The 21,136-nt window shown below is 48.7% G+C and carries 16 protein-coding genes, 2 pseudogenes and 1 other annotated feature; of the genes and pseudogenes, 5 read left to right on the forward strand and 13 right to left on the reverse strand.

The window, feature by feature from the left end; translation table 11 throughout:
- Nucleotides 1-7: 7 nt before the first annotated feature.
- Together istB and istA are read right to left on the reverse strand one after the other, a co-directional pair.
- The gene (istB, locus tag NSQ22_RS14535; protein ID WP_060476369.1) at nucleotides 8-766 is read right to left on the reverse strand and encodes an IS21-like element helper ATPase IstB; all 759 of its coding nucleotides are present in this window, start codon (nucleotides 764-766) and stop codon (nucleotides 8-10) included.
- Complete coding sequence (gene istA / locus NSQ22_RS14540; RefSeq protein ID WP_087960193.1) at nucleotides 759-2,048, reverse strand: IS21 family transposase; 1,290 nt, start codon at nucleotides 2,046-2,048, stop codon at nucleotides 759-761. Before istA ends, istB begins: the two co-directional genes overlap by 8 nt.
- Nucleotides 2,049-2,140: 92 nt before the next feature.
- On the opposite strand from istA, the pseudogene NSQ22_RS14545 reads away from it, so the two are divergent.
- Nucleotides 2,141-2,677, forward strand: a pseudogene (locus NSQ22_RS14545) (transposase); the annotation flags it as partial.
- Nucleotides 2,678-2,803: 126 nt separating this feature from the next.
- On the opposite strand, the gene NSQ22_RS14550 reads toward NSQ22_RS14545, so the two are convergent.
- The 3 genes and pseudogenes from NSQ22_RS14550 to tyrS all read right to left on the reverse strand — a co-directional run bounded on the left by NSQ22_RS14550 (nucleotide 2,804) and on the right by tyrS (nucleotide 5,562).
- Nucleotides 2,804-3,229, reverse strand: a complete 426-nt coding sequence (locus tag NSQ22_RS14550) for a PAS domain-containing protein (RefSeq protein ID WP_339263688.1) — start codon at nucleotides 3,227-3,229, stop codon at nucleotides 2,804-2,806.
- A 186-nt stretch (nucleotides 3,230-3,415) separates the two neighbouring features.
- A pseudogene (locus NSQ22_RS14555) lies at nucleotides 3,416-4,215 on the reverse strand (IS982 family transposase).
- Nucleotides 4,216-4,302: 87 nt separating this feature from the next.
- Complete coding sequence (gene tyrS / locus NSQ22_RS14560; protein WP_081157600.1) at nucleotides 4,303-5,562, reverse strand: tyrosine--tRNA ligase; 1,260 nt, start codon at nucleotides 5,560-5,562, stop codon at nucleotides 4,303-4,305.
- A gap of 54 nt (nucleotides 5,563-5,616) precedes the next feature.
- Nucleotides 5,617-5,841 (reverse strand) — a binding site (T-box leader).
- A gap of 156 nt (nucleotides 5,842-5,997) precedes the next feature.
- On the opposite strand from tyrS, the gene NSQ22_RS14565 reads away from it, so the two are divergent.
- The gene (locus NSQ22_RS14565; RefSeq protein WP_081157601.1) at nucleotides 5,998-8,757 is read left to right on the forward strand and encodes a transglycosylase domain-containing protein; all 2,760 of its coding nucleotides are present in this window, start codon (nucleotides 5,998-6,000) and stop codon (nucleotides 8,755-8,757) included.
- Between the two features lie 298 nt (nucleotides 8,758-9,055).
- On the opposite strand, the gene acsA is transcribed toward NSQ22_RS14565, so the two are convergent.
- Nucleotides 9,056-10,771, reverse strand: a complete 1,716-nt coding sequence (acsA, locus tag NSQ22_RS14570) for an acetate--CoA ligase (protein WP_008880911.1) — start codon at nucleotides 10,769-10,771, stop codon at nucleotides 9,056-9,058.
- Nucleotides 10,772-10,946: 175 nt separating this feature from the next.
- Between acsA and NSQ22_RS14575 the strand changes: the two genes are divergently transcribed.
- Nucleotides 10,947-11,579 carry a GNAT family N-acetyltransferase gene (locus NSQ22_RS14575; RefSeq protein ID WP_008880912.1) on the forward strand — a complete coding sequence of 211 codons (633 nt, stop codon included), beginning with the start codon at nucleotides 10,947-10,949 and terminating at the stop codon, nucleotides 11,577-11,579.
- 281 nt (nucleotides 11,580-11,860) lie between these two features.
- On the opposite strand, the gene NSQ22_RS14580 is transcribed toward NSQ22_RS14575, so the two are convergent.
- On the reverse strand, nucleotides 11,861-13,297 hold the full coding sequence (locus NSQ22_RS14580; RefSeq protein ID WP_081157677.1) for a DDE-type integrase/transposase/recombinase: 1,437 nt from the start codon (nucleotides 13,295-13,297) through the stop codon (nucleotides 11,861-11,863).
- 168 nt (nucleotides 13,298-13,465) lie between these two features.
- Here NSQ22_RS14580 and NSQ22_RS14585 point away from each other — a divergent pair, with 168 nt between their 5' ends.
- Both NSQ22_RS14585 and NSQ22_RS14590 read left to right on the forward strand, forming a co-directional pair.
- Nucleotides 13,466-14,110 carry an acetoin utilization AcuB family protein gene (locus tag NSQ22_RS14585; RefSeq protein ID WP_008880913.1) on the forward strand — a complete coding sequence of 215 codons (645 nt, stop codon included), beginning with the start codon at nucleotides 13,466-13,468 and terminating at the stop codon, nucleotides 14,108-14,110.
- Complete coding sequence (locus NSQ22_RS14590) at nucleotides 14,107-15,276, forward strand: acetoin utilization protein AcuC (RefSeq protein ID WP_008880914.1); 1,170 nt, start codon at nucleotides 14,107-14,109, stop codon at nucleotides 15,274-15,276. The genes NSQ22_RS14585 and NSQ22_RS14590 overlap by 4 nt, the downstream gene beginning before the upstream one ends.
- A 290-nt stretch (nucleotides 15,277-15,566) precedes the next feature.
- Here NSQ22_RS14590 and ccpA read toward each other — a convergent pair whose 3' ends face one another.
- The 6 genes from ccpA to murC all read right to left on the reverse strand — a co-directional run bounded on the left by ccpA (nucleotide 15,567) and on the right by murC (nucleotide 21,085).
- Nucleotides 15,567-16,562 carry a catabolite control protein A gene (ccpA, locus tag NSQ22_RS14595; protein WP_011887988.1) on the reverse strand — a complete coding sequence of 332 codons (996 nt, stop codon included), beginning with the start codon at nucleotides 16,560-16,562 and terminating at the stop codon, nucleotides 15,567-15,569.
- 473 nt (nucleotides 16,563-17,035) lie between these two features.
- Nucleotides 17,036-18,118 (reverse strand): bifunctional 3-deoxy-7-phosphoheptulonate synthase/chorismate mutase, encoded by a 1,083-nt coding sequence (locus NSQ22_RS14600; RefSeq protein ID WP_008880916.1) that lies wholly within the window; start codon nucleotides 18,116-18,118, stop codon nucleotides 17,036-17,038.
- 243 nt (nucleotides 18,119-18,361) lie between these two features.
- Nucleotides 18,362-18,694, reverse strand: coding sequence for a bacillithiol system redox-active protein YtxJ (gene ytxJ, locus NSQ22_RS14605; RefSeq protein ID WP_029760596.1), 333 nt, complete (start codon nucleotides 18,692-18,694; stop codon nucleotides 18,362-18,364).
- 5 nt (nucleotides 18,695-18,699) lie between these two features.
- Nucleotides 18,700-19,083 (reverse strand): YtxH domain-containing protein, encoded by a 384-nt coding sequence (locus NSQ22_RS14610; RefSeq protein ID WP_008880918.1) that lies wholly within the window; start codon nucleotides 19,081-19,083, stop codon nucleotides 18,700-18,702.
- Nucleotides 19,070-19,519 (reverse strand): DUF948 domain-containing protein, encoded by a 450-nt coding sequence (locus NSQ22_RS14615; RefSeq protein ID WP_008880919.1) that lies wholly within the window; start codon nucleotides 19,517-19,519, stop codon nucleotides 19,070-19,072. Before NSQ22_RS14615 ends, NSQ22_RS14610 begins: the two co-directional genes overlap by 14 nt.
- Before the next feature lie 261 nt (nucleotides 19,520-19,780).
- Nucleotides 19,781-21,085 carry a UDP-N-acetylmuramate--L-alanine ligase gene (gene murC, locus NSQ22_RS14620; RefSeq protein WP_008880920.1) on the reverse strand — a complete coding sequence of 435 codons (1,305 nt, stop codon included), beginning with the start codon at nucleotides 21,083-21,085 and terminating at the stop codon, nucleotides 19,781-19,783.
- Nucleotides 21,086-21,136 lie beyond the last annotated feature (51 nt).

Genomic DNA, 21,136 nt, shown 5'->3' on the forward strand with positions numbered 1-21,136 from the left:
TACATTTTTACTCGTTTTCTTTTTCTCTTTCTAAGTGATTTTTTATTCGATATGAATCCCCTACAATATTAATCACGGTCGCGTGATGTAAAATACGATCTAGGATGGCATTGGCTAGCTTTGAATCTTGAAATACCTCCCCCCAATCCTTAAAATTGGCATTGGTAGTAAATATCGTGCTTTTCTTTTCATACCGTAAATCAATCAACTGGAAAAACAATTTTGCATCTTCTCTGTCAATCGGCAAATAGCCAATCTCATCAATGATTAATAGCTTGTATTTTCCATAATGTTTTAAACGATTGTCTAAACGATTTTCCATTTTCGCTTTCTTCAATTGTAAAATCAGTTCGTGACATTTAATGAAATACGTACTTGTCCGCTTTTTGGCAGCTGCGATTCCAATCGCAGTCGCCAAGTGGGTTTTTCCAACGCCACTTGGACCTAAAAAAACAATATTTTCATTCTCTTCAATAAACCGTAATGTCGTAAAATCTAGAATCTGTTGTTTATTGATTGAAGGCTGAAAGTCAAAATCGAAATCTTTTAATTCCTTTAGGTGAGGGAAAGCCCCCACCTTAACCATCGAGTTAATCATATTTCTTTCACGCATATCAATTTCATAATTCGTTAATTTTACTAGTGTATCAACGAACGACAGCTGATTTTTCGTACTAAAATCAATGGTTTCATTCAGGTGACAAATCATTTGTTTTAACTTGAGATACTCTAAGTTTTGAATTAATTGTTGATAACTACTATTCATTTTTATACACCTCATGAATCGCAAGTAAATTCTTCTTGGCTAGCTCATCAATATCCGGGTGATGAGGTAATCCCCTCGACAAGATTTCGATGTAATGTTCTTGTTTATAATTCAGTTTTATTGAACTAATCCTATGTTGAGTAATCAAATGCATGTTATAATAAACGTAAATATGGTCATCATACACTTGTAATCCAACTGTTTTTCCTTTGTATTCAGCAGGGACGGAATATTGATTCCCTTTATAGGTAACCATTCCCGCTGAATTGACTTTTACAAGTGTATGTTTGATTTTGTAAGAATCTCTTATTTCATTCCTTGGCAGGGGTTGTAAGAGATTCTTTTCTTGTTCAAAGGCTAAGATAGGGATTTTTCCCGTTCCTTGATGATAGCTATGATTGATCCGTTCACAAAGGGATTGAACAAAATTCTGAAGTTCCTCATATGAAAATTGACCTTGATAGGCATGAATTTCATCGATTAGCTTCATCGTGGCTTCCACTTTCCCTTTGGTATAAGGCCTACCGGCTTTACACGGATGAATGTCAAATCCGCAATCTTTGGCAAATTGATCAAACCGTTCATTGACCACCCCTTTCGAATACTCCGTTCTCGCTTCATCCATGACGGTCTTCATATTGTCAAAGACAATGGTTTTCGGCACGCCTCCAATCTTTTCAAACGTCTCCATCAAAAAGGACATCAACACACTCTGCGATTTTGAAAGTGTTAATAAAAAAGTTCGAAATCGTGAATGAGACAGAAGAAATACCCCTATATTAACGTTTAATATTTCCCCTTCTTTCGTTACGTATCGAATATTTTCTTTCCAATCAAATTGCGCTTGTTCTCCAGGTTCCGTTTCATAACGAACGACCTGACCAACCGGTTTTGTCCGTTTACCCTCAGAAAAATATGCTTGAAACTCTGGTTTCCGAGAAATATAGGCCCGAAAGGCTGATTGGGAACATTCTAAGCCGTGATTGTCTTTCAAGTACTGCCAAAGAACCCGTTTATAATAAAAAATTTGTTTCGATTCTTTTGAAAGCAATTGAGAAATCACATCGTAGTATTTATCAATCTTAGACCCTCTTTTTCGTGTCTTTTTTGGGATAAGACCATTCAAATATTTATCAATCGTCCTCCTATCTACATTGAGATCTCGTGCTAATTGACTCTTATTAATTTTCATTCCCAAACTCTCCATAAGGGTTTTAAATTTTGGCAAATCTGATAAACTATGAATTTCAATCTCTGTTGTGATTTTCAAATTTACATGCACACCATTTCACCTCGAAATCAGTATGCATGTTAAAATCAAAATTGTACATTCTTATCCAATCACTTTTGTACATTCTTAAACTAGCATTTATAGTCAAGGAAGTGCTTCTTGGCGTCTTCGATGGCCTTCCGGGGTTGGAGGAAGCCTTTAAGGCGGTGTATCCGAAAGCCGATGTGCAGCGCTGTGTCGTGCACAAAGTCCGCAACACCCTCAGCCGTGTTCGGAAAAAAGATCAATTCGAAATGGCGGAGGACCTGAAACTCATTTATCGTTCTCCGAATAAAGAAATCGCATTGGAGATGTTTCAACAGTTTCAATCCAAATGGTCTCACAAATACCCAAGGGAAGTCCAATCTTGGGCAAATGAGTTGGATGTCCTTCTCACCTTTATGGACTATCCAAGCAGTATTCGAAGTGTGATTTATACGACCAATGCCATCGAACGAACGATCAAGGAGATTCGGAAACGCCTAAAACCGATGAACAGTTTGAGCAGTTTAGAAGCCGCTGAAAAAGTCGTATATTTGACGATACAGGACTTTAACGAGAAATGGGCAGGGCGAAAGTTGCGAGGATTTGCCGAAGCGCAAGAAGCCCTTCAACGAATGTTTGAAGAACGTTATTGTTAACCAAATATTGTAAATAAACAAAATAAGGGGATTTTCCCTTTCCACACAAGAGACTGAATATTCAGTCTCTTGTGTGGAGGAAACCGGTTCCCTATCCATTCCAAATCCATTTCAGAGATACCCTATCTATCTTACATTACACAAAATTCTTGACGGTACCACTACTGCCATTTTGTTTTCTGTTACTATTAATTTTTGCCTCATAATTTCTAAATCAGAAATATCCCTCTGATTAACCACTACATAGATGAGTTCATTGTTTTCATCATATATCGGTTTTCCTGTAATTAACATTTCTACTCCATCTTTTGCCTTTCCAATGGAACTAATAATCTTGTTTTCCCTTCGAACATGAGGTGAAGTAGAATTTTTAAATATACCTTTTGCTTCTAAATCATCCACATAATGGCCGACAACATCTTCATATTTAAGACCTGACATTTTTGTATACGCTTCATTAACGTAAAGAATTTTACATTCGTTGTCTGTAATGAAAACACCATCGTATAAATGATCTAATGCTATTTTGTAAACACATTCATGCTGTAGCATATGTTGATTATTCATTGGAAACCGATTGATATGTTTAAGGTCTGGAACCATTTACATCCCCCACTTTTAATCAATGTATTCTAATGTGCATTCTCTTGAACAATATTATATCATTTATTTTAGTAATAATATTAATTTTCTCAATATTATAACCATTATTTATATCCCCCTGGTGCTAGTGGAGCGTTAACACTCAACTAACCGAAGAACAACAAAGGAGTAAGCCAGTAAAATCCCATCTAGTGCCGTTTCAAATCTCGAAATCGAGTTCGCTCGAATCTCGATGAGCCAATACAAATCGCTGAAAATCGAAAACACGGTTTCAATCACTTTGCATTTTCATTTCATCCGCTGTTTCCATGAGATGGATTGGCGAATTCGCTCATTTTTTCGAACGGGCATTCAAAAAGCAACTCGATGCTCTTTGTACAGCTCCTTTTGTAGTTTTTGGCTGATGTACTCTTTGTCCACCTAGGTTTATGGATGTAGAATTTGCACTATGATGGTTTCAGCGGCACCCGATCATACACAAGATGCTTCATTGATGGCGTATCCCATCGGAACTCCTTAATTGGTGATCTGCGGATAAAGTTTGAAAACGATCTTTTTCGAAGCACAATAGCCAATATCCGCTTCTCTACGAAACCGTTTGGTGCGATCCATTCGGAATGGATGACATAGCTTAAGCGGCAAACTGTCCACGATCGCATACACACGGTGTTGTCCACGCTTGGCCAGCTGGTGCTGCCCCACTTGATGGCAAAGTCAAGTGCTCGACAACGACAGTTGTGTCAAGAACATTCAGGGAACAAGCCCTTGGAAAACTAATTCCTGATCACAAACTGGTGCCAAACCTGTTCGGAAGTGAAGCCTAACAACTTTCCAAGTGCACGAATCGTGATGATAACTTCTTCTTTCTGTTTCAACAAATGGAGAAAATGAATTTGATTGAGGTAATTTTTAAGAAGGTTTTTAAACACTGATATATCAAGTGAGATGAAACAATTGAGTTCTACTCGCGTTAATGCGCAAAAAAAGCTCCGAAATGCCGATGCATTTCGGAGCTTTTTTGTTTAAGCGTAGCGGATTAAATAATACTTCTTCTTGCCTCGGCGGATCACGGTAAACCGCCCTTCCAAACGGTGTTCGGCCGTTAAGACAGCGCCGACATCTTGGATGCGCTCGCCGTTAACATAAATCGCACCGTTTTGAACATCTTCGCGCGCCTGCCGCTTCGATGGCGAGATGCCGGCAGCTACGAGCAGCTCGACGAGCGGGACGTCGCCTCCTTCATGGACAAACGACGGCACGTTTTTAAACCCTTGCTCGATTTCCACAGCCGTCAGCTCGGCAATGTCGCCGCTAAAGAGTGCTTCTGAAATACGAATCGCTTGATTGAGCGCCTCTTCGCCATGCACGAGCTTCGTCACTTCGGAAGCAAGCGTTTTTTGCGCCACCCGCTTCTCCGGCGCTTCGCGCAGCTCTTGTTCAAGCGCGTCGATCTCTTCTTTTGTCAAGAACGTGAAATATTTTAAGTAACGGATCACATCGCGGTCATCGGTGTTGATCCAGAACTGGTAAAACTCATACGGCGACGTTTTTTCCGGATCGAGCCAAACCGCGCCGCTTTCCGTTTTTCCAAACTTCGTCCCATCGGCTTTCGTCACGAGCGGAACCGTCAAACCGAATGCTTTCGCCTCACCTTTCGTTCTGCGGATGAGCTCAAGCCCCGCCGTGATGTTGCCCCATTGGTCGCTGCCACCGATTTGTAGTCGGCAACCTTCCGTTTCGTACAAGTTGAGGAAGTCGTACGCCTGCAGCATCATATAGCTGAACTCGGTAAACGAAATGCCCATTTCAATGCGCGACTGCACCGATTCTTTCGCAAGCATGTAATTGACGCTGAAATGCTTGCCGATGTCACGCAAAAACGAAATGACATCAAGCGGCCCGATCCAGTCGTAGTTGTTTTTGATTTTCGCTGGATTGCTCTCAGCCTCAAAATCAAGAAACCGCTCGAGTTGCGCTTTGATTCGGGCGCTCCACGTCTCGACCGTCTCCTTGGCGTTGAGCGTGCGCTCGCTTTTTCTGCCACTCGGATCGCCGATCAAACCGGTGGCGCCGCCGACTAAGGCGATCGGTTGATGCCCCGCCTGTTGGAAGCGACGCAAGGTCATGATCGTGACCAAATGGCCGATATGCAAGCTGTCTGCTGTCGGGTCAAACCCGCAATAAAGCGTCACCTTCTCCTCATTCAGGAGCTTTCGAAGCCCATCCTCATCCGTCGTTTGATTGACAAGTCCGCGCCATTGCAGTTCTTCAAGCAGGTTCATGTTTTTCTCACCTCTTTAATGAATGTCGTCAAAAAAGAAAACACCCGCCCTGCATGAAGGGGCGAGTGTTCGTCGCGGTACCACCCTACTTAGAAAGCATGTTGCTTTCTCGCTCATTTCGGTAACGGCGCATGCCGGCAGACGGCTACTAGGCGACAAAGCCGTTCACCATCGCTGCTCGGGGAGGTAATTCACGTTTGCCTATGGACTGGCTCGCACCACCCGCCAGCTCTCTGCACCAGGGAGACAACCGCTACTTGTTCCCGTCATCGCTTTGTCGGTATGAATATATACATTCTTTTACCATACCAGCACACTCACTGTCAACTCCGGCTTTTTTCGCCACAAATGGCGAAAAAGCGACAAAATCCCGCAACAGAACATGCGAGTATGCTATACTTTATATATATGATTTGCCATTATAGGGGGCCCGATATGGAACAAAAACGGTTTCGAGCTTCTTTACAAAAAGTGTGGTACTATTTTTCCCTTACATATGACGTCGTCTGGAATGTCATCCTTATTTTGCTCATCGCCACACTCTGTCTTGTTTGTTTTGCCGTGGGCATCGGTGCCGGCTATTTTGCCTTTTTGGTGAAAGATATGGAGGTTCCGTCCCATGACCAACTGAAAAATGAGATTTACAGCTATGAAGAAACGAGCCATATGTATTTTGCTGACGGCATCTATTTAGGCCAATTCCGATCTGATCTCGACCGCGAGTCGGTGCGCCTTGCCGACGTCTCCCCGTACGTTGTGCAGGCGGTGATCGCCACGGAAGATGAGCATTTTTACGAGCATGACGGCGTCGTTCCCAAGGCTGTCATTCGCGCTATATTTCAAGAAGTGACCAATTCACCGATCAAAAGCGGCGGCAGTACACTTACGCAGCAACTCGTCAAAAACCAGCTGCTGACCAGTGAAGTGTCGTTTGAACGCAAGGCGAAGGAAATGTTATTGGCGATGCGCTTGGAACGGTTTTTTTCCAAGGAAGAAATTTTAGAGGCCTACTTAAACGTTGTTCCGTTCGGCCGCAGTTCATCGGGCCGCAACATCGCCGGCATCCAAGCCGCTGCCCAAGGAGTGTTTGGCGTTGACGCCAAAGAACTCAATCTCGCCCAAGCGGCGTTTTTAGCCGGCTTGCCGCAAAACCCGTTCGTCTATACACCGTTTACCGCTGATGGGAGCCGCAAACAAGATATATCGGCCGGATTGGAACGGATGAAAACAGTGCTCTACCGGATGAAGCGCGCTGGTTATATTTCTGATAAGCAGTATAAAGAAGCGCTCGCCTACGATGTGACGAAGCATTTCGCCGCTCCGAAACCGACACCGTTTGAGCGCTATCCGTTTTTAACAATGGAAATCGAAAGACGAGCCAAAGACGTGCTTGCGGAAACGTTCGCTAAACGCGATGGCCACAAGCCGGAAGAGCTGAAACGCGATGCTGCTTTATACAGCCGCTATGTCGGTGAAGCGGAAAAAATGTTGCGGCAAGGAGGCTTGCACATCCATACGACGATCGACAAAGCGATTTATGAGCAAATGCAGCGTGTGGCCGCCAACTACCCGTATTACGGCAACGAGCGGTTGTATTATGTGACAGACACAAAAACAGGGAAACGGATCGCCAAGCGCCAGCCGGTCGAAGTCGGGGCGATGCTCATCGAAAACAAAACCGGCAAAATCATCAGCTTTGTCGGCGGCCGTGATTACAAGCGCGAGCAGTTAAATCACGCCACCCAGGCGTACCGTTCGAACGGTTCAACGATGAAGCCGCTTTTAGTGTACGCACCGGCGATGGAGATGGGCGTCATTCAGCCCGGCTCGATCATTCCTGATCTTCCGCTTTCGATCGGTTCGTATAAGCCAAAAAATGCGGATGGAAAAACGCACGGCCTTGTCACAGCGCGGCGCGCGCTTCAACATTCGTACAACATCCCGGCTGTTCGGGTCTATACGAAAATCCAAAACCGCCATCCGGTCGACTATTTGCACAAAATGGGGATCACCAGCGTCGCTAAGGAAGAAGAAAAACATCCGGCTTTAGCGATCGGCGGGACGAATATCGGTGTCACCGTCGAAGAAAACGTGAATGCGTATGCGACGTTTGCCAATTACGGCTCATTTGTCGATGCGTATATGATCGAAAAGATTACCGACAAAGACGGAAAAGTCATTTATCAACATACAAGCAAACCGGTTCGCGTCTTTTCTCCGCAAACATCGTATTTAATGATCGATATGATGCGTGACGTGCTGCGCGGTGGAACCGCCTCTTCAGTGCGGCGTTACTTGACGTTTTCTGCTGACTGGGCCGGTAAAACGGGAACATCGCAAGACAATCGCGATTCATGGTTTGTTGCCACTAATCCGAACGTCACGTTCGGCGTTTGGATCGGTTACGATCGTCCAGCGTCTCTTGAGTCGCGCTACAAAGGGTTTTCCTACGGCCAACGCACTCAGCTATTATGGGCGCAATTGATGAATGCTGCCCATCGTGTGAAACCGAAACTCATCAATCCGTCGGAACGGTTTTTAATGCCAGGCGGCATCGTTCGCCGCGCGTATTGTGCCACGAGTGGATTCAGCCCGTCATCGGCATGTAAAAAAGCTGGACTCGTTCGCTATGATTTATACAATACAAAGTTTACGCCGCGGCAAGGAAGCGATGACTATTTGACCGAGGGGCGGGTTGTCGTCATTGGCGAGCATCGATATGCAGCGCTCGAGACGACGCCGGAAGAGTTTGTCACCCGCGAGGTCGTTGTCAATCCAAAATTGCTCGATCAGTGGGGAATCAATAGAAAGACATCGGTTGGCGATGCGTTCGTTGTTTCCACCTTAAAAGACAATGGACGCGTGCCCGCCCCACCGGCCGCCCGCCTGAATGACAATCAGCTCGTCTGGGCTCGCCACGGAGAACGCGATGTCATCGGCTACCGCGTCTATCAGGTAAGCGAAACCGGAAAGCGGCAAATCGTCGCCATCATCAAAGCGGAGGAAGCGACTGCCTTTTCCGATCTCAAACCGGGAGCAACATATTACGTCACCGCTGTCGATATTGCTGGCCGGGAATCAGCACCATCAAGCAAAGTCGCACTGCCGGCCGCCCAGTCCTCCCCGCCGGCCAATTCGCCCGCTAGTGCGGACAACGCGGAAAATAGCGAAGCTCCCCCATCTTCTTCTAGATAAATATTATGAGGCTTTCCAACCAAACAGTTGGAAAGCCTTTTTTTATGAGCGGGCACCTATTTTTCGACCGGCAGGAGAACCTCCTTTCGCCGCCTATATACTCGTGGTCGTTCGTTCCACTTCCTCTCGCTCGTCTTTTATGCCTTGTCATCCCACTTTTTCAACCGTTACGTCTCCCGTTATCTTTTTCCGTCACGGAGTTGTATGAATGGCGAACAACTGACGGAGCATTGCATCATCTGACGCTATAAGAAAAAGCGCCCGGAAAGCGCAACATTCCGGGCGCCTATGTTCGTGTTTAGTCTTCCATGGTCGATAAGTCGCCGGTCGGCAAGTTGAGCTCCCACGCTTTTAAGACGCGGCGCATAATTTTTCCGCTTCGCGTTTTCGGCAGTTTGTCGCGGAACTCGATCTCGCGCGGCGCGGCATGGGCAGCAAGCCCTTTTTTCACAAACTGGCGAATGTCTTCTTTCAGCTCTTCTGACGGCGCGTATCCTTCACGGAGCGCGATGAACGCCTTGATGATTTCTCCGCGCACCGGGTCCGGCTTGCCGATGACACCGGCTTCAGCAACAGCCGGGTGCTCGACGAGCTTGCTTTCGACTTCAAACGGGCCGACGCGCTCGCCCGATGTATTGATCACATCGTCCACGCGCCCTTGGAACCAGAAATAGCCGTCTTCGTCCATGTAAGCCGAGTCGCCGGACACATACCAATCGCCGATAAAGTACGATTCGTATTTTTGCGGGTTGTTCCAAATCGTTTTCATCATCGACGGCCAACCTTTTTTGATGGCTAAGTTGCCCATCCGATACGGCGGCAGGACGTTCCCTTGATCATCGATGATTGCTGCCTGCACGCCTGGAATGGGTTTCCCCATCGAACCAGGCTTAATTTCCATGCACGGGTAGTTGCAAATGAGATGACCACCTGTTTCCGTCATCCACCACGTATCATGAATGCGGCGGCCGAACACTTTCAGTCCCCAGCGGATGACTTCCGGGTTGAGCGGCTCACCGACGCTTAACACATGGCGGAGCGAGCTTAAGTCGTATTTTTTCACCACTTCATCGCCCGCGCCCATCAGCATGCGGAACGCCGTCGGTGCGCTGTACCAGACGGTGACACCGAAGTCTTGAATCGTTTGATACCAAGCGTCCGGGCTGAAGCGGCCTCCGACGATCACACTCGATGCTCCGCACAGCCACGGACCGAAAATGCCGTATGACGTCCCGGTCACCCAACCCGGATCGGCTGTGCACCAATAAATGTCATCTTCTTTTAAATCAAGCACCCATTTCGCTGTTTGATAGTGTTGGATCATCGCATTATGGACGTGCAAAACGCCTTTCGGCTTGCCGGTCGAGCCGGACGTATAGTGCAAAATCAGGCCGTCTTGACGATCCACCCATTGGATGTCAAAGTGTTTGCTCGCCTCATTCATCCGCTTTTTCAAATCGATGTACGGCCCTTCTTCAACAATATCGTCACCAACTAAAAAGACGTACTTCAGTTCCGGAAGGTCGCCGACCGGCACACGCGGCAACAGCTCCGGCGTCGTGACGATCGCTTTCGCTCCGCTATCTTCTAGACGGTCGCGTACCGCTCCTTCCATAAACGCTTCAAACAGCGGTCCGACGATGGCGCCGGTTTTAATGATGCCAAGCACCGTAAAATACAGTTCCGGCAAACGCGGCATAAACACAAACACGCGGTCGCCTTTTTCAATGTCGGCCACCTGCTTTAAGACGTTGGCAACTTTGTTGGACAGCTCCTTCATTTCTTTGAACGTATATTTCTCGTTCCGCACAGCGTCACGGTAGTAAAGTGCCACCTTATTTTTTCGGAACGACTCGGCATGGCGGTCGATCGCTTCGTACGCCATGTTGACTCGTCCAGTTTCATACCAAGAAAACGCCTTTTCCGTTTCCGTCCATTCAAATTGTTCGTATGCTTCCTCGTAGTTTTTCAAGTTGTAATCCCCTTGTACGACGGGTAGCAGTTCCGTTTTCATTCTCCGATCCCCCTTATGTAAGTGGTTACATTACTTATTATAGTAGATAATAATTGATTTCTCAATTTTTAAAATATTCCCGTCGCCTATTTTTTTGAAATTTTTTTGAACTGCGATTACTAAGGCCATTTTTATGTATAATGAAAGAAGATTGAGTGATTCAGGTGGTGACCGAATGGAACATAAAAAAACGTATAACGCCAAAGAGCTGAAAACACCGAAAGGGACGCTTCTCATCGAAGGACCGGTAACACCGGAAGCATTGGCCAGCTACGAATTTCACCCTGACTTAACTTCATTCCGCCAGCCCTCCAAACAACACGAAGCATTAATCGAGATCGCCAAGCTGCCGGAAGGGCGGATCATTATCGCCCGTCGCGGTGGAACCATCGTCGGTTATGTCACGTTTTTATATCCAGATCCGCTTGAACGTTGGTCCGAAGGAAAGATGGAAAATTTAATCGAGCTCGGTGCCATTGAAGTAATCCCTGAATTTCGTGGTTTTGGTGTTGGAAAAAATTTATTGATCGTCTCCATGATGGACGATGCGATGGAAGATTATATTATCATTACAACTGAGTATTACTGGCATTGGGATTTAAAAGGAACCGGGCTAAACGTATGGGAATACCGAAAAGTAATGGAGAAAATGATGAACGCCGGCGGGCTCGTCTGGTACGCGACCGACGACCCGGAAATTTGTTCTCATCCGGCGAACTGCCTAATGGTCCGCATCGGCAAACGAGTCGATCCGGAATCGATTCAACGGTTTGACCGGCTTCGCTTTATGAACCGGTATATGTACTAAACACGCGATACACAAAGGTAGCGTCAAAAGTTTTATGAAAACTCCACATCCGCCATCCCATGGAGCATCGTAAGGCATCCTTGGAGCCGGATTCGCCCTTGACCAACACCCCGCCAAAGGTGTGAAAGGGACGTCAAGGGCGACGGGGACAAAAAAGAGGGCATAGGAAAGCCGCCCTTGCCCTTACCGAATTTTACCTTTGACGAGGTTCGGTTGGTCAAGGGTTCGCTTCGCCGAATCCGGCTGTTCTTCTGATCCATGGGCTCCGGCGGACAAAAAAGTTAGGCTGCCTCTTGTTGGAGGAAATCTTGAGCCATGGCGATCAGCTTCGTCCACCGGGCCGGCATATGGGGCAGATCGGCGAGCTCCGGGATGACGACAGGAACCCGGCCTTCGAGTGCACCGTGCGGGCGCAGGAAGTTGAAATACGCCACAAACAGCGTGACAAAGGAGACCGATCCTTCTTCCGCGCCAAATCCGTGAGTCGGCCGATAGTTGCCTTTAAACGTCCGGTTGAATCGCTCGATGATTTGTTTGAGCGCGCGGAACTCTTCGGACACCGGATCCTCATTGGTCAGTCCGATCACTTGGCGGACGTCAAACGGAATCCCGTGCTGGGCAAAAAAGTGCTGCGCCAGCAGGTAAATGGGATTGCCGTCGACGACGAACGACAAATCGTCCGGGATGGACGACAGCTTTCGCAGGACGTCATCGATGGCCCGGATGGCCGACAACGCATCCCGGTGGGGCGAGACGCGATACGACAACACCACTTTTTTCACGGCATCAAACATAAAAAACAGGTAATGCCAGCGTCCTTTCACGCGAATATACGTCTCATCCCCACAGAACGAGCCGGACAGCTCGTACGGGAACTGGTCGACAAATGGCTGAATCATGAGCGCGACGCTATTGGCGTAGTTGAGTACCGTCTGATGGGAGATCGACACGCCATGCACATCCTTCATGATTCCGGCTGTCTGTCTGGAGGACATCCCATAGTTAACGTAGTACGTCAACACGAGTCCGAGGGTGTGCGACGACACCGCCAGACGAGACAAATCGACCTTTGGCTTTTTCGGCGACGATGGGGCCAATGGTTGAAAGTCAAACAAAAACTCACGGAACAGATACCGCACCTTGAAGGCTTGAGGGTTCTGCTGGAACCGTTGGCGTTCTTTTTGGCTCATCCGGCGAAGGTTCTTTTGGTAAAACGGGCAGTCGTTGTTCTTGCATTTGTAGATGTAGTAGTCCTTGCGTTCTTTGATTTTCTCAAGCGTTTGGAAGCAGTGCGGGCAACGAAAGACCGCTTGCTTTTTGAACCGATTTCGATGGTTGAACCGGCATTGGCACACTTTGCATTGGTACTGCCCTTTTCCGCCGTTGTTGGTGTACAGGTAGGATGACGGCGCCTGGCAACGGGGACACGTCAACGAATCCGGAACACGGTGTTTAGCGTTGTCCCGGCGTTGGATCGGCGGCAACGGACGGCCGTGCCGGGCTTCGTAGTCGGCTAAAAGCTGCCGGTAGTCGAGTGTTTCTGGGACATCGATGATGGGAAGGTCATCGACTTGAAGTTTTCGGTACGGTTTTCGAACCGGTTCGTCCATGTCTTTGCGGCTTAAGGATTTTCCTAATAAGGCACCAATTAAATAGACAATGATTTGATGTTGGGACTTGATTATTTCGAGCAAATAGGCTAATAATTGAGGTAACAAGCTTGTCACTCCTTTGTTTTGGGTGTTGGGTGTGGGGTTACCTCAATGATGGCCTAAAACAACGGGGGTGGCAAGCTTTTTTTATTCTCACCGTTGAAACTCAATGAAAAACAGTGAGTGTGGAGGATAAACTTTTGACAATACCTACACAAAGGGGAGGGGAGACATATGATTGTTGAACAAGTCATGAAAACATCGGTGATCACGCTCCGTGCCACGAATACGATCGCCGAAGCGCTGCAGTTGCTTCGCCATCATCGCATCCGCCATCTCCCGGTCATCGACGAGGAAGGACATTTAATCGGCCTTGTGACAGACCGCGATTTGCGCGACGCCAGCCCATCGATTTTTCATCTTCACCAACATCTTGAAGACTTGCAAAAACCGGTCAGCACCATTATGAAAACAGACATCATCGTCGGCCACCCGCTCGATTTCGTCGAAGAAGTCGCCGCACTCTTTTACGAGCACCGGATCGGCTGCCTGCCGATCGTCAACGGGGGTAAGCTCGTTGGCATTATAACCGAAACAGATTTATTGCACACGCTCATTCAGCTGACCGGCGCCCACCAGCCTGGGTCGCAAATCGAAATCAAAGTGCCGAACGAAGCCGGCATGTTGAGCAAGGCGGCAAGCATCATCTCCAACCGCCACGTCAATATCGCCAGCGTCCTTCTTTATCCAGACAGCGACCCTAACTATAAAATCTTAGTGTTTCGCGTGCAAACGATGAACCCGATCAACTTAATCCATGATTTGAAAAAGGCTGGTTATACGGTGTTATGGCCGAACTTGCCGGGGGTTACATCATGAGCGACAAGTGCGTATTTGTTTATAGCGAACAATTTCTCCGTTATAAGTTTCATGATGACCACCCGTTTAACCAGCTGCGGGTCAAGCTGACCTACGATTTATTGCGAACCATCGGCGCGTTGGACGACCGTCACGTCGTCCCTCCGCGCATGGCGACGGATGAGGAGCTGACCCTCATCCACGATCGGGCATACATCGAAGCGGTCAAGGCAGCCGGGCGCGGCGAGCTTTCGGAAACCGCCGCGGCAAACTACGGCCTCGGCACCGAAGACACGCCGATATTTCCGAACATGCATGAGGCGAGCGCCCTCCTTGTTGGCAGCACGCTGACGGCTGTGGATTACGTCTTATCTGGACAGGCCGACCATGCGCTCAACCTTGGCGGCGGCTTACATCATGGATTCCGTGGCAAGGCGTCGGGCTTTTGCGTCTACAATGACAGCGCGGTCGCCATTCAATACATTCGCGAAAAATACGGATTGCGCGTCTTGTATGTCGACACCGACGCCCACCATGGCGATGGGGTGCAATGGGCGTTTTATGACGATCCAAACGTCTGCACGTTCTCCATTCATGAGACAGGCCGCTACTTGTTTCCGGGGACAGGAAATGTCAATGAACGTGGCCATGGAGCGGGTTACGGCTATTCGTTCAACATTCCGGTCGACGCCTTTACAGAAGACGAGTCATGGCTTTATGCCTACACGATGGCACTCCGGGAAATCGCTGACTTTTTCCGCCCCGATGTCATCGTGACGCAAAATGGGGTGGATGCCCATTATTACGATCCGCTTACCCATTTGTCGGTAACGATGAAAACGTATCGCGCCATTCCGAAGCTCGCCCACCAAATCGCCCATGAATATTGCGGCGGGCGCTGGATCGCCGTCGGCGGCGGTGGCTACGACATTTGGCGCGTTGTCCCACGGGCATGGGCGCTTCTTTGGTTAGAAATGACGGAACAATCCGATATTTCTGGCCCTCTGCCGGCCGCTTGGCGCGAGCGATGGCAGCCACTTTCCCCGGTCTCCTTGCCGCTCGAATGGGACGATCCGGACAATTTGTATGCACCGATCCCACGCAAAGCGGAAATTAGCGAAAAAAATGCCCAGACGGTGGAAAAAGCGTTGTATTTCATCCGCAGCCAGCGGCGCGCGGGCACTTGATCCTTACTTCCTGCTACAGACGTGCGGGGATTCGCGGTTTCCATTGGCCAAACAAGAGGCGGTGCAGAGAAAGCACCTCCTCTTATTTTGCTTCAAGAAGTGGACACATAGCCCAATGCCATGTGTTTTCAAACCGAGAAACTTCACAATCGTTCATCTCGTCTTCCCGCCAGCCTCATCTTTGCCTACTGTGCTCGTGGAGCAGCTTCATGATGTGGCAGTTTTTCACCCGTTTTTTCTGCTCACAAGACAATTAAAAAAGCGCCCATCCGGGCGCTTTTTCTTGTTGTTTATTTCGTCGACTCGCGCACTTCCAACCGATGCGGCAAGACGACGATATGGTTGTCGACGTGTTCCTTGTTCATATATTTCGTCAGCAACCGCATCGCCACCGCGCCGATGTCATACATCGGCTGCACGACGGTCGTCAGCCGCGGCCGCACCATCGTCGCCAGCCTTGTGTTGTCAAAGCCGACGACTTCGAGCTCATCCGGCACACGCACCCCTTGATCTTGGGCGCTATGGATGATGCCGAGCGCCATTTCGTCCGTGCCGGCAAATACCGCCGTCGGCCGCTCGGCGAGCTCAGCAATTTTTTCATATGCTTCTAAACCGGAATCATATGAGTTGTCGCCTTCAACAACGAGTTCTTCGTCGTACGGCACTCCGTGCTCCTCAAGCGCACGACGATAGCCGGCCAGTTTCCGCTGGTTGATCGGATCGTCGGTCGGACCGGTGACATACGCCACGCGACGATTTCCTCTTTCGAGCAAATACGTCACGGCTTCAAACGCCGCCTGCTCGTAGTCAATGTTGACTGATGGAATCGTCTCGTTTGGCTCTATCGTTGCGGCAAGCACGATCGGCACAGACGATTTTTGAAACTCGGCGACGTGCTCCTCGGTGATCGTCCCACCCATAAACAAAATGCCGTCTACTTGCTTTGCAAGCATCGTATTAAGCAAATGCAGCTCTTTGTCTTTGTTTTGGTCGGAGTTGCTTAAAATAATGTTGTATTTATACATTGTCGCAATATCTTCAATGCCGCGTGCCAACTCAGCAAAGAAGATGCTCGAAATATCCGGGATGATCACCCCGACCGTCGTTGTTTTTTTGCTAGCGAGGCCGCGAGCGACTGCATTCGGACGATAGCCGAGCCGCTCAATCGCTTCCAATACTTTTTTTCTTGTTGACGGCTTGACGTTCGGGTTGCCGTTCACAACGCGCGAGACCGTCGCCATCGAGACGTTCGCCTCTCGCGCCACATCATAAATCGTTACGGTCATTCCGTTCACTCCTTTTTACTCAATCCGGTAACCTACCAGAGTTCCGATATATATATGTACAACTATCATACGATACATTATCTCCAACTCGCAACGAAATGGCAATGATTTTGCTGTTTTGTTCACAAACCGTTCATGGATAGTTTACCCAAAAAGCGTTTGAACAATCTCGATAAAAAGCAAATTTCATCGCAAAAATGAAAGAAAAGCGAGCACGTCTCAGCCGCCCATGTGTTCACACACAAAACGGGGGCTGCTTTTCGACTGCCCCGCTTCTAATCGACGTTTCTGTTGAGCATGCACGCATCTTGAGTTGTCGCTTTTATGCCCCAAACCGCTGCGATATTCACACCTCTTCTCCACGATGCGCATCAGACGCTAGGCAATAGCCCCTCCCCTAACGCTGCCCCCCTTCACCGCCACACAGCAGACGATAAAAATCCCCTTCGGCCGAAACCAAAGGGGAGGCTGATTTACGCTTGAACAAACTGGCGTTGGAAAGCGCGAACTTCTTCCATGAATTCGTTGAATTGGGCAATATCCATTTGTTGAGCGGAGTCGGACAAAGCGACGGCCGGATCCGGATGCACTTCGGCCATGACGCCGTCAGCGCCGATCGCCAACGCCGCTTTGGCGCACGGAATGAGAAGATCACGACGCCCGGTCGAATGGGTGACATCGACAAACACCGGCAAGTGCGTTTCTTTCTTTAAGATCGGCACCGCTGAAATGTCGAGCGTATTGCGCGTCGCCCGTTCATACGTGCGGATGCCGCGCTCACACAAAATGATTTGCCCATTGCCTTGCGACATAATGTATTCAGCAGCGTTAATGAATTCTTCAATCGTCGCTGCTAAACCGCGCTTCAGCAAAACTGGCTTATTCACTTGACCAGCCGCTTTCAGCAGCTCAAAGTTTTGCATGTTGCGCGCACCAATTTGAATCACATCAATATAATCCAAGGCGGTCTCAATATCCGCCGGAGTGACGATTTCGCTAATGACCGCCAAATCAAATTCATCGGCGATCCGTTTCAAAATTTTCAGTCCTTCGACGCCAAGCCCTTGGAAGTCATATGGCGAAGTACGCGGTTTGTACGCGCCGCCACGCAGCAACTTCACGCCTTGTTTTTTCACCGCTTCGGCGACCGCAGCCACCTGTTCGTAGCTTTCTACCGCACAAGGTCCCATGACGAAATATTGATTGCCGTCGCCGATCCGTTCGCCTTTCACTTCGACGATCGTGTTTTCCGGATGTTTTTTCCGTGAGACGAGCAGCGCTTTCCGGTGATCATCTTCTTGCAGCTCAAGCGCCGCTTTAAAAATTTCCTTGAAAATATGCTGCAGCGTCGACGTTTCAAACGGTCCATCGTTATGCTCGGAAATCAAATCAAGCATTTTCCGCTCGCGCACCGGGTCGTAGCGATGCGTTCCTTGCGCTTCTTTAATTTTCCCGATCTCTTGGACGAGCCGTCCCCGTTCATTGATCAGTTTCAACAGTTGCAAGTTGATTTCGTCGACTCTCGCCCGCAGCTCATCTAATCTCTCGTTGCTCATGCTTCCCCCATCCTTTCGCCAAATATCGTGCGATGTTTCGTTCTCCTAGTCTCGCCTACAGGACGATGGCAAGCCGCACGTCAGGCGCTTCCCCTCATCCGGAGACAGAACGGTTAAGTTTTGTAATTAGTCTTTATTATAATGGATGAAACCCCAGTTGTCACGAAAAAAATGCTTTTTTGATTAAACGCTTTTAAGCGATAAAGCGAGAAGGTTGGCAAAAACCGCCCGCTAGGCAGGCGGTTATGCGGTGACCGTGTGCGCTTTTAACGCATCGTACGTAATCTTCCAATGGGATGTATGCCAAACCACTTGGCCGTTTTCAAACAGCAGCACTTGCGGCGACTCATGCTTAACGCCCGTTCGCTCCGCGATATAGTTGGAAAGCGGGCGCGCCTCTTGAACGTATAGGCAATAGACGGCCAGCTCCGGATGGTCGGCGGCAAACTTCTCACACTCACGGAACGCCGCTTGACTAATCGGACATGTTAAGCTATGTTTGACGAATAAAAAGCGATCCATTTCTTGCATAACGCGATCAAACTGTTCGATCGCCTCCAGTTTCTCCATTCCCACCATCTTCACTCCATTTCTCTTCGGTATGACATGTTTTGCTCAGCATCATCCAGCGCTGCTTCCGCTTCTTCAAGCAGCTTTTGGAGCGTTTCGCGGTCTGTCTCATCTGCCGATGGTGGAATCGGGATCGTCGTTTCTTCGATGTTTTCCCCGCCAGCTGGCGCTTCAGCCGTTTTCAGCGGGATGAAGTTGGCGATTTCCTTCGTTTTCTCTTTGGCCGTCTCGAACCATTCGGTAGCTGTCGTTTTCACCGGCTCCCATGTCTCGTTGTTGTTCAAGTCGTTCAGCCACTTCCGCCCTTTTTCACTCGTCAAAAACATCGCAGCAGCCGCGCCGGCGATGCCGCCGACAAGCGCTCCAAGCAAAAATCCGCCATTATTTTTGGCCATTTCGTATACCCTCCTTTTCTCGCAGTTGTTCTCTTTCTCTCCATTTTTCCCATATATCAAGCAAAACATTTGCCCAGCGCAGCGCTTTCGCCCACTTTTCTTGCCCTTGGCTCGCCCTCGCCGACAGCGCAGCTGCCGTCTGCTGAAGTGCGCGGTTTAGCGATCGGACGGTGCCGCCGATTTCATTCACCGCCTCGATCGTATTGTTTAACTTTTCTGCCTTGTTTTGCATATCACCGGCGATGCTATTAGCCGTATGGAGAAGCTGGGTCACTTCTTTCCCAACCGTCTGCACTTGTTCATCGGCATGGTTGACTGCTGCTGTCAGCCGGCGCAGCGTCTCCTGCAAAACAATGAGCGTTCTCGCTATGTAAACCGCAAGAAGCAAAAAAGCGACAGCGATGAGCGCGGCGCTCGCATACAAAAGCCATTCCACCTTGTTTCCCCCTTGCCTGTTGAAGCATTTCGTCCTTCTTTATACCCGTTCTGCTCCGTTTTCAAACTTCGACATCCCATCCTCTGTTTCCTGCCCAGCCCTTCATCTTTCCCGACGAATTCACGGCAGAGAATGAGAAATTTTGCTGACCTTCTCTAGTGAAGACGAACCGCATTTCTCATTCCGTTTGCTTCGTTTACGAGTAAACGTCTTCCCATAAAAAACAGGCCGTCTTGATCACGGCCTGCTTCCTGTCGGCCGTCAGGCGGAGAGAACGGCCTGTTCGTATGCATGTTGAAACTTTTGAATGTCGCCGGCACCCATAAACACAAGCACTGCATCGCGATGCTGCTTCAACACCGACACGTTTTGCTCCTCAAGCAGCTGCGAGCGCGGGATTTTCTCCTGTAAGTCCCGAATAGACAGCTTGCCATGATGTTCGCGCGCCGAGCCGAAAATGTCGCACAAATAAACATAGTCGGCCTGCTGCAAGCTTTCGGCAAACTCACTCAAAAATGTTTGCGTCCGCGTATACGTGTGCGGCTGAAAAATAGCGACGACTTCGCGCCCCGGGTATTTTTGTCTAGCTGCTTCCAATGTCGCCATAATTTCGCGCGGATGATGCGCATAATCGTCAATTAACACTTGGCGCCCGACCGTTTTTTCGCTAAAGCGGCGCTTCACTCCTTGGAACGTTTGCAGCCGCGCAGCGATCGTGCCAGCGTCAATTCCCTCGTAATGACAAAGGGCGATGACCGCGAGCGCATTCAGCACGTTATGAGTGCCGAAGCGCGGAATGGTAAACGAGGCGAAAAACGTGTTGCGCACAAATACGTCAAACGCCGTTCCTTCTGTCGTTTTCACGATGTTGCGCGCCTGAAAATCATTTTCTTCGCCAAGCCCATAAAACAAGATCGGCACTTTGGCTTGAATATTTTGCAAATACGGATCGTCCCCACAAGCGACAATCCCTTTTTTCACTTGTTGCGCCATCTGCTGGAAAGCAGAAAAGACGTCGTCGATATTGGCAAAATAATCTGGGTGGTCGAAGTCAATGTTCGTGATAATTGCATAATCTGGAAAATAGGAGAGAAAGTGTCTTCGGTATTCACACGCTTCAAATACAAAGTATTTGCTCCCCGGCTCCCCTTTTCCCGTTCCATCTCCGATTAAATACGACGTTGGATGCGCCCCTTGCATCACATGAGCGAGCAGCCCCGTCGTCGTCGTCTTTCCGTGCGAGCCGGTCACCGCTATACTCGTAAACTTGCTTGCCAACTCACCTAAAAAGCGATGGTACCGAATGACAGGAACACTGAGCTGACGAGCGGCTTCGATTTCCTCGTGCGTGTCCGGAAATGCATTGCCGGCAATGACCGTATAACCCGGGTGAACATTATCTTTTGAAAAAGGCAAAACCGGGATTCCCCGCTCTTCAAGTGCCTTTTGTGTAAAAAACCATTTTTCTACGTCCGATCCTTGCACTGTATAGCCGAGATCATAAAGCACTTGCGCGAGCGCGCTCATCCCCGTGCCTTTAATGCCAACAAAATGGTAAACTGTCATCGCTAAGCCCTCCAACCATCGTCTCTCTGTAAGACAGTATATGATATTTAT

Source organism: Geobacillus sp. FSL K6-3411 (assembly GCF_037965715.1).
GTDB lineage: Bacteria > Bacillota > Bacilli > Bacillales > Anoxybacillaceae > Geobacillus > Geobacillus thermodenitrificans.

Excerpts from the sequence above, each read along its gene's own strand:
- NSQ22_RS14600 (WP_008880916.1), bottom strand. The coding sequence starts at position 18,118 with ATGAGCAACGAGAGATTAGATGAGCTGCGGGCGAGAGTCGACGAAATC.
- murC (WP_008880920.1), bottom strand. The coding sequence starts at position 21,085 with ATGACAGTTTACCATTTTGTTGGCATTAAAGGCACGGGGATGAGCGCG.
- NSQ22_RS14590 (WP_008880914.1), top strand. The coding sequence starts at position 14,107 with ATGAGCGACAAGTGCGTATTTGTTTATAGCGAACAATTTCTCCGTTAT.
- NSQ22_RS14610 (WP_008880918.1), bottom strand. The coding sequence starts at position 19,083 with ATGGCCAAAAATAATGGCGGATTTTTGCTTGGAGCGCTTGTCGGCGGC.
- NSQ22_RS14585 (WP_008880913.1), top strand. The coding sequence starts at position 13,466 with ATGATTGTTGAACAAGTCATGAAAACATCGGTGATCACGCTCCGTGCC.
- NSQ22_RS14575 (WP_008880912.1), top strand. The coding sequence starts at position 10,947 with ATGGAACATAAAAAAACGTATAACGCCAAAGAGCTGAAAACACCGAAA.
- ccpA (WP_011887988.1), bottom strand. The coding sequence starts at position 16,562 with ATGACCGTAACGATTTATGATGTGGCGCGAGAGGCGAACGTCTCGATG.
- NSQ22_RS14565 (WP_081157601.1), top strand. The coding sequence starts at position 5,998 with ATGGAACAAAAACGGTTTCGAGCTTCTTTACAAAAAGTGTGGTACTAT.
- tyrS (WP_081157600.1), bottom strand. The coding sequence starts at position 5,562 with ATGAACCTGCTTGAAGAACTGCAATGGCGCGGACTTGTCAATCAAACG.
- istB (WP_060476369.1), bottom strand. The coding sequence starts at position 766 with ATGAATAGTAGTTATCAACAATTAATTCAAAACTTAGAGTATCTCAAG.
- acsA (WP_008880911.1), bottom strand. The coding sequence starts at position 10,771 with ATGAAAACGGAACTGCTACCCGTCGTACAAGGGGATTACAACTTGAAA.
- NSQ22_RS14550 (WP_339263688.1), bottom strand. The coding sequence starts at position 3,229 with ATGCTACAGCATGAATGTGTTTACAAAATAGCATTAGATCATTTATAC.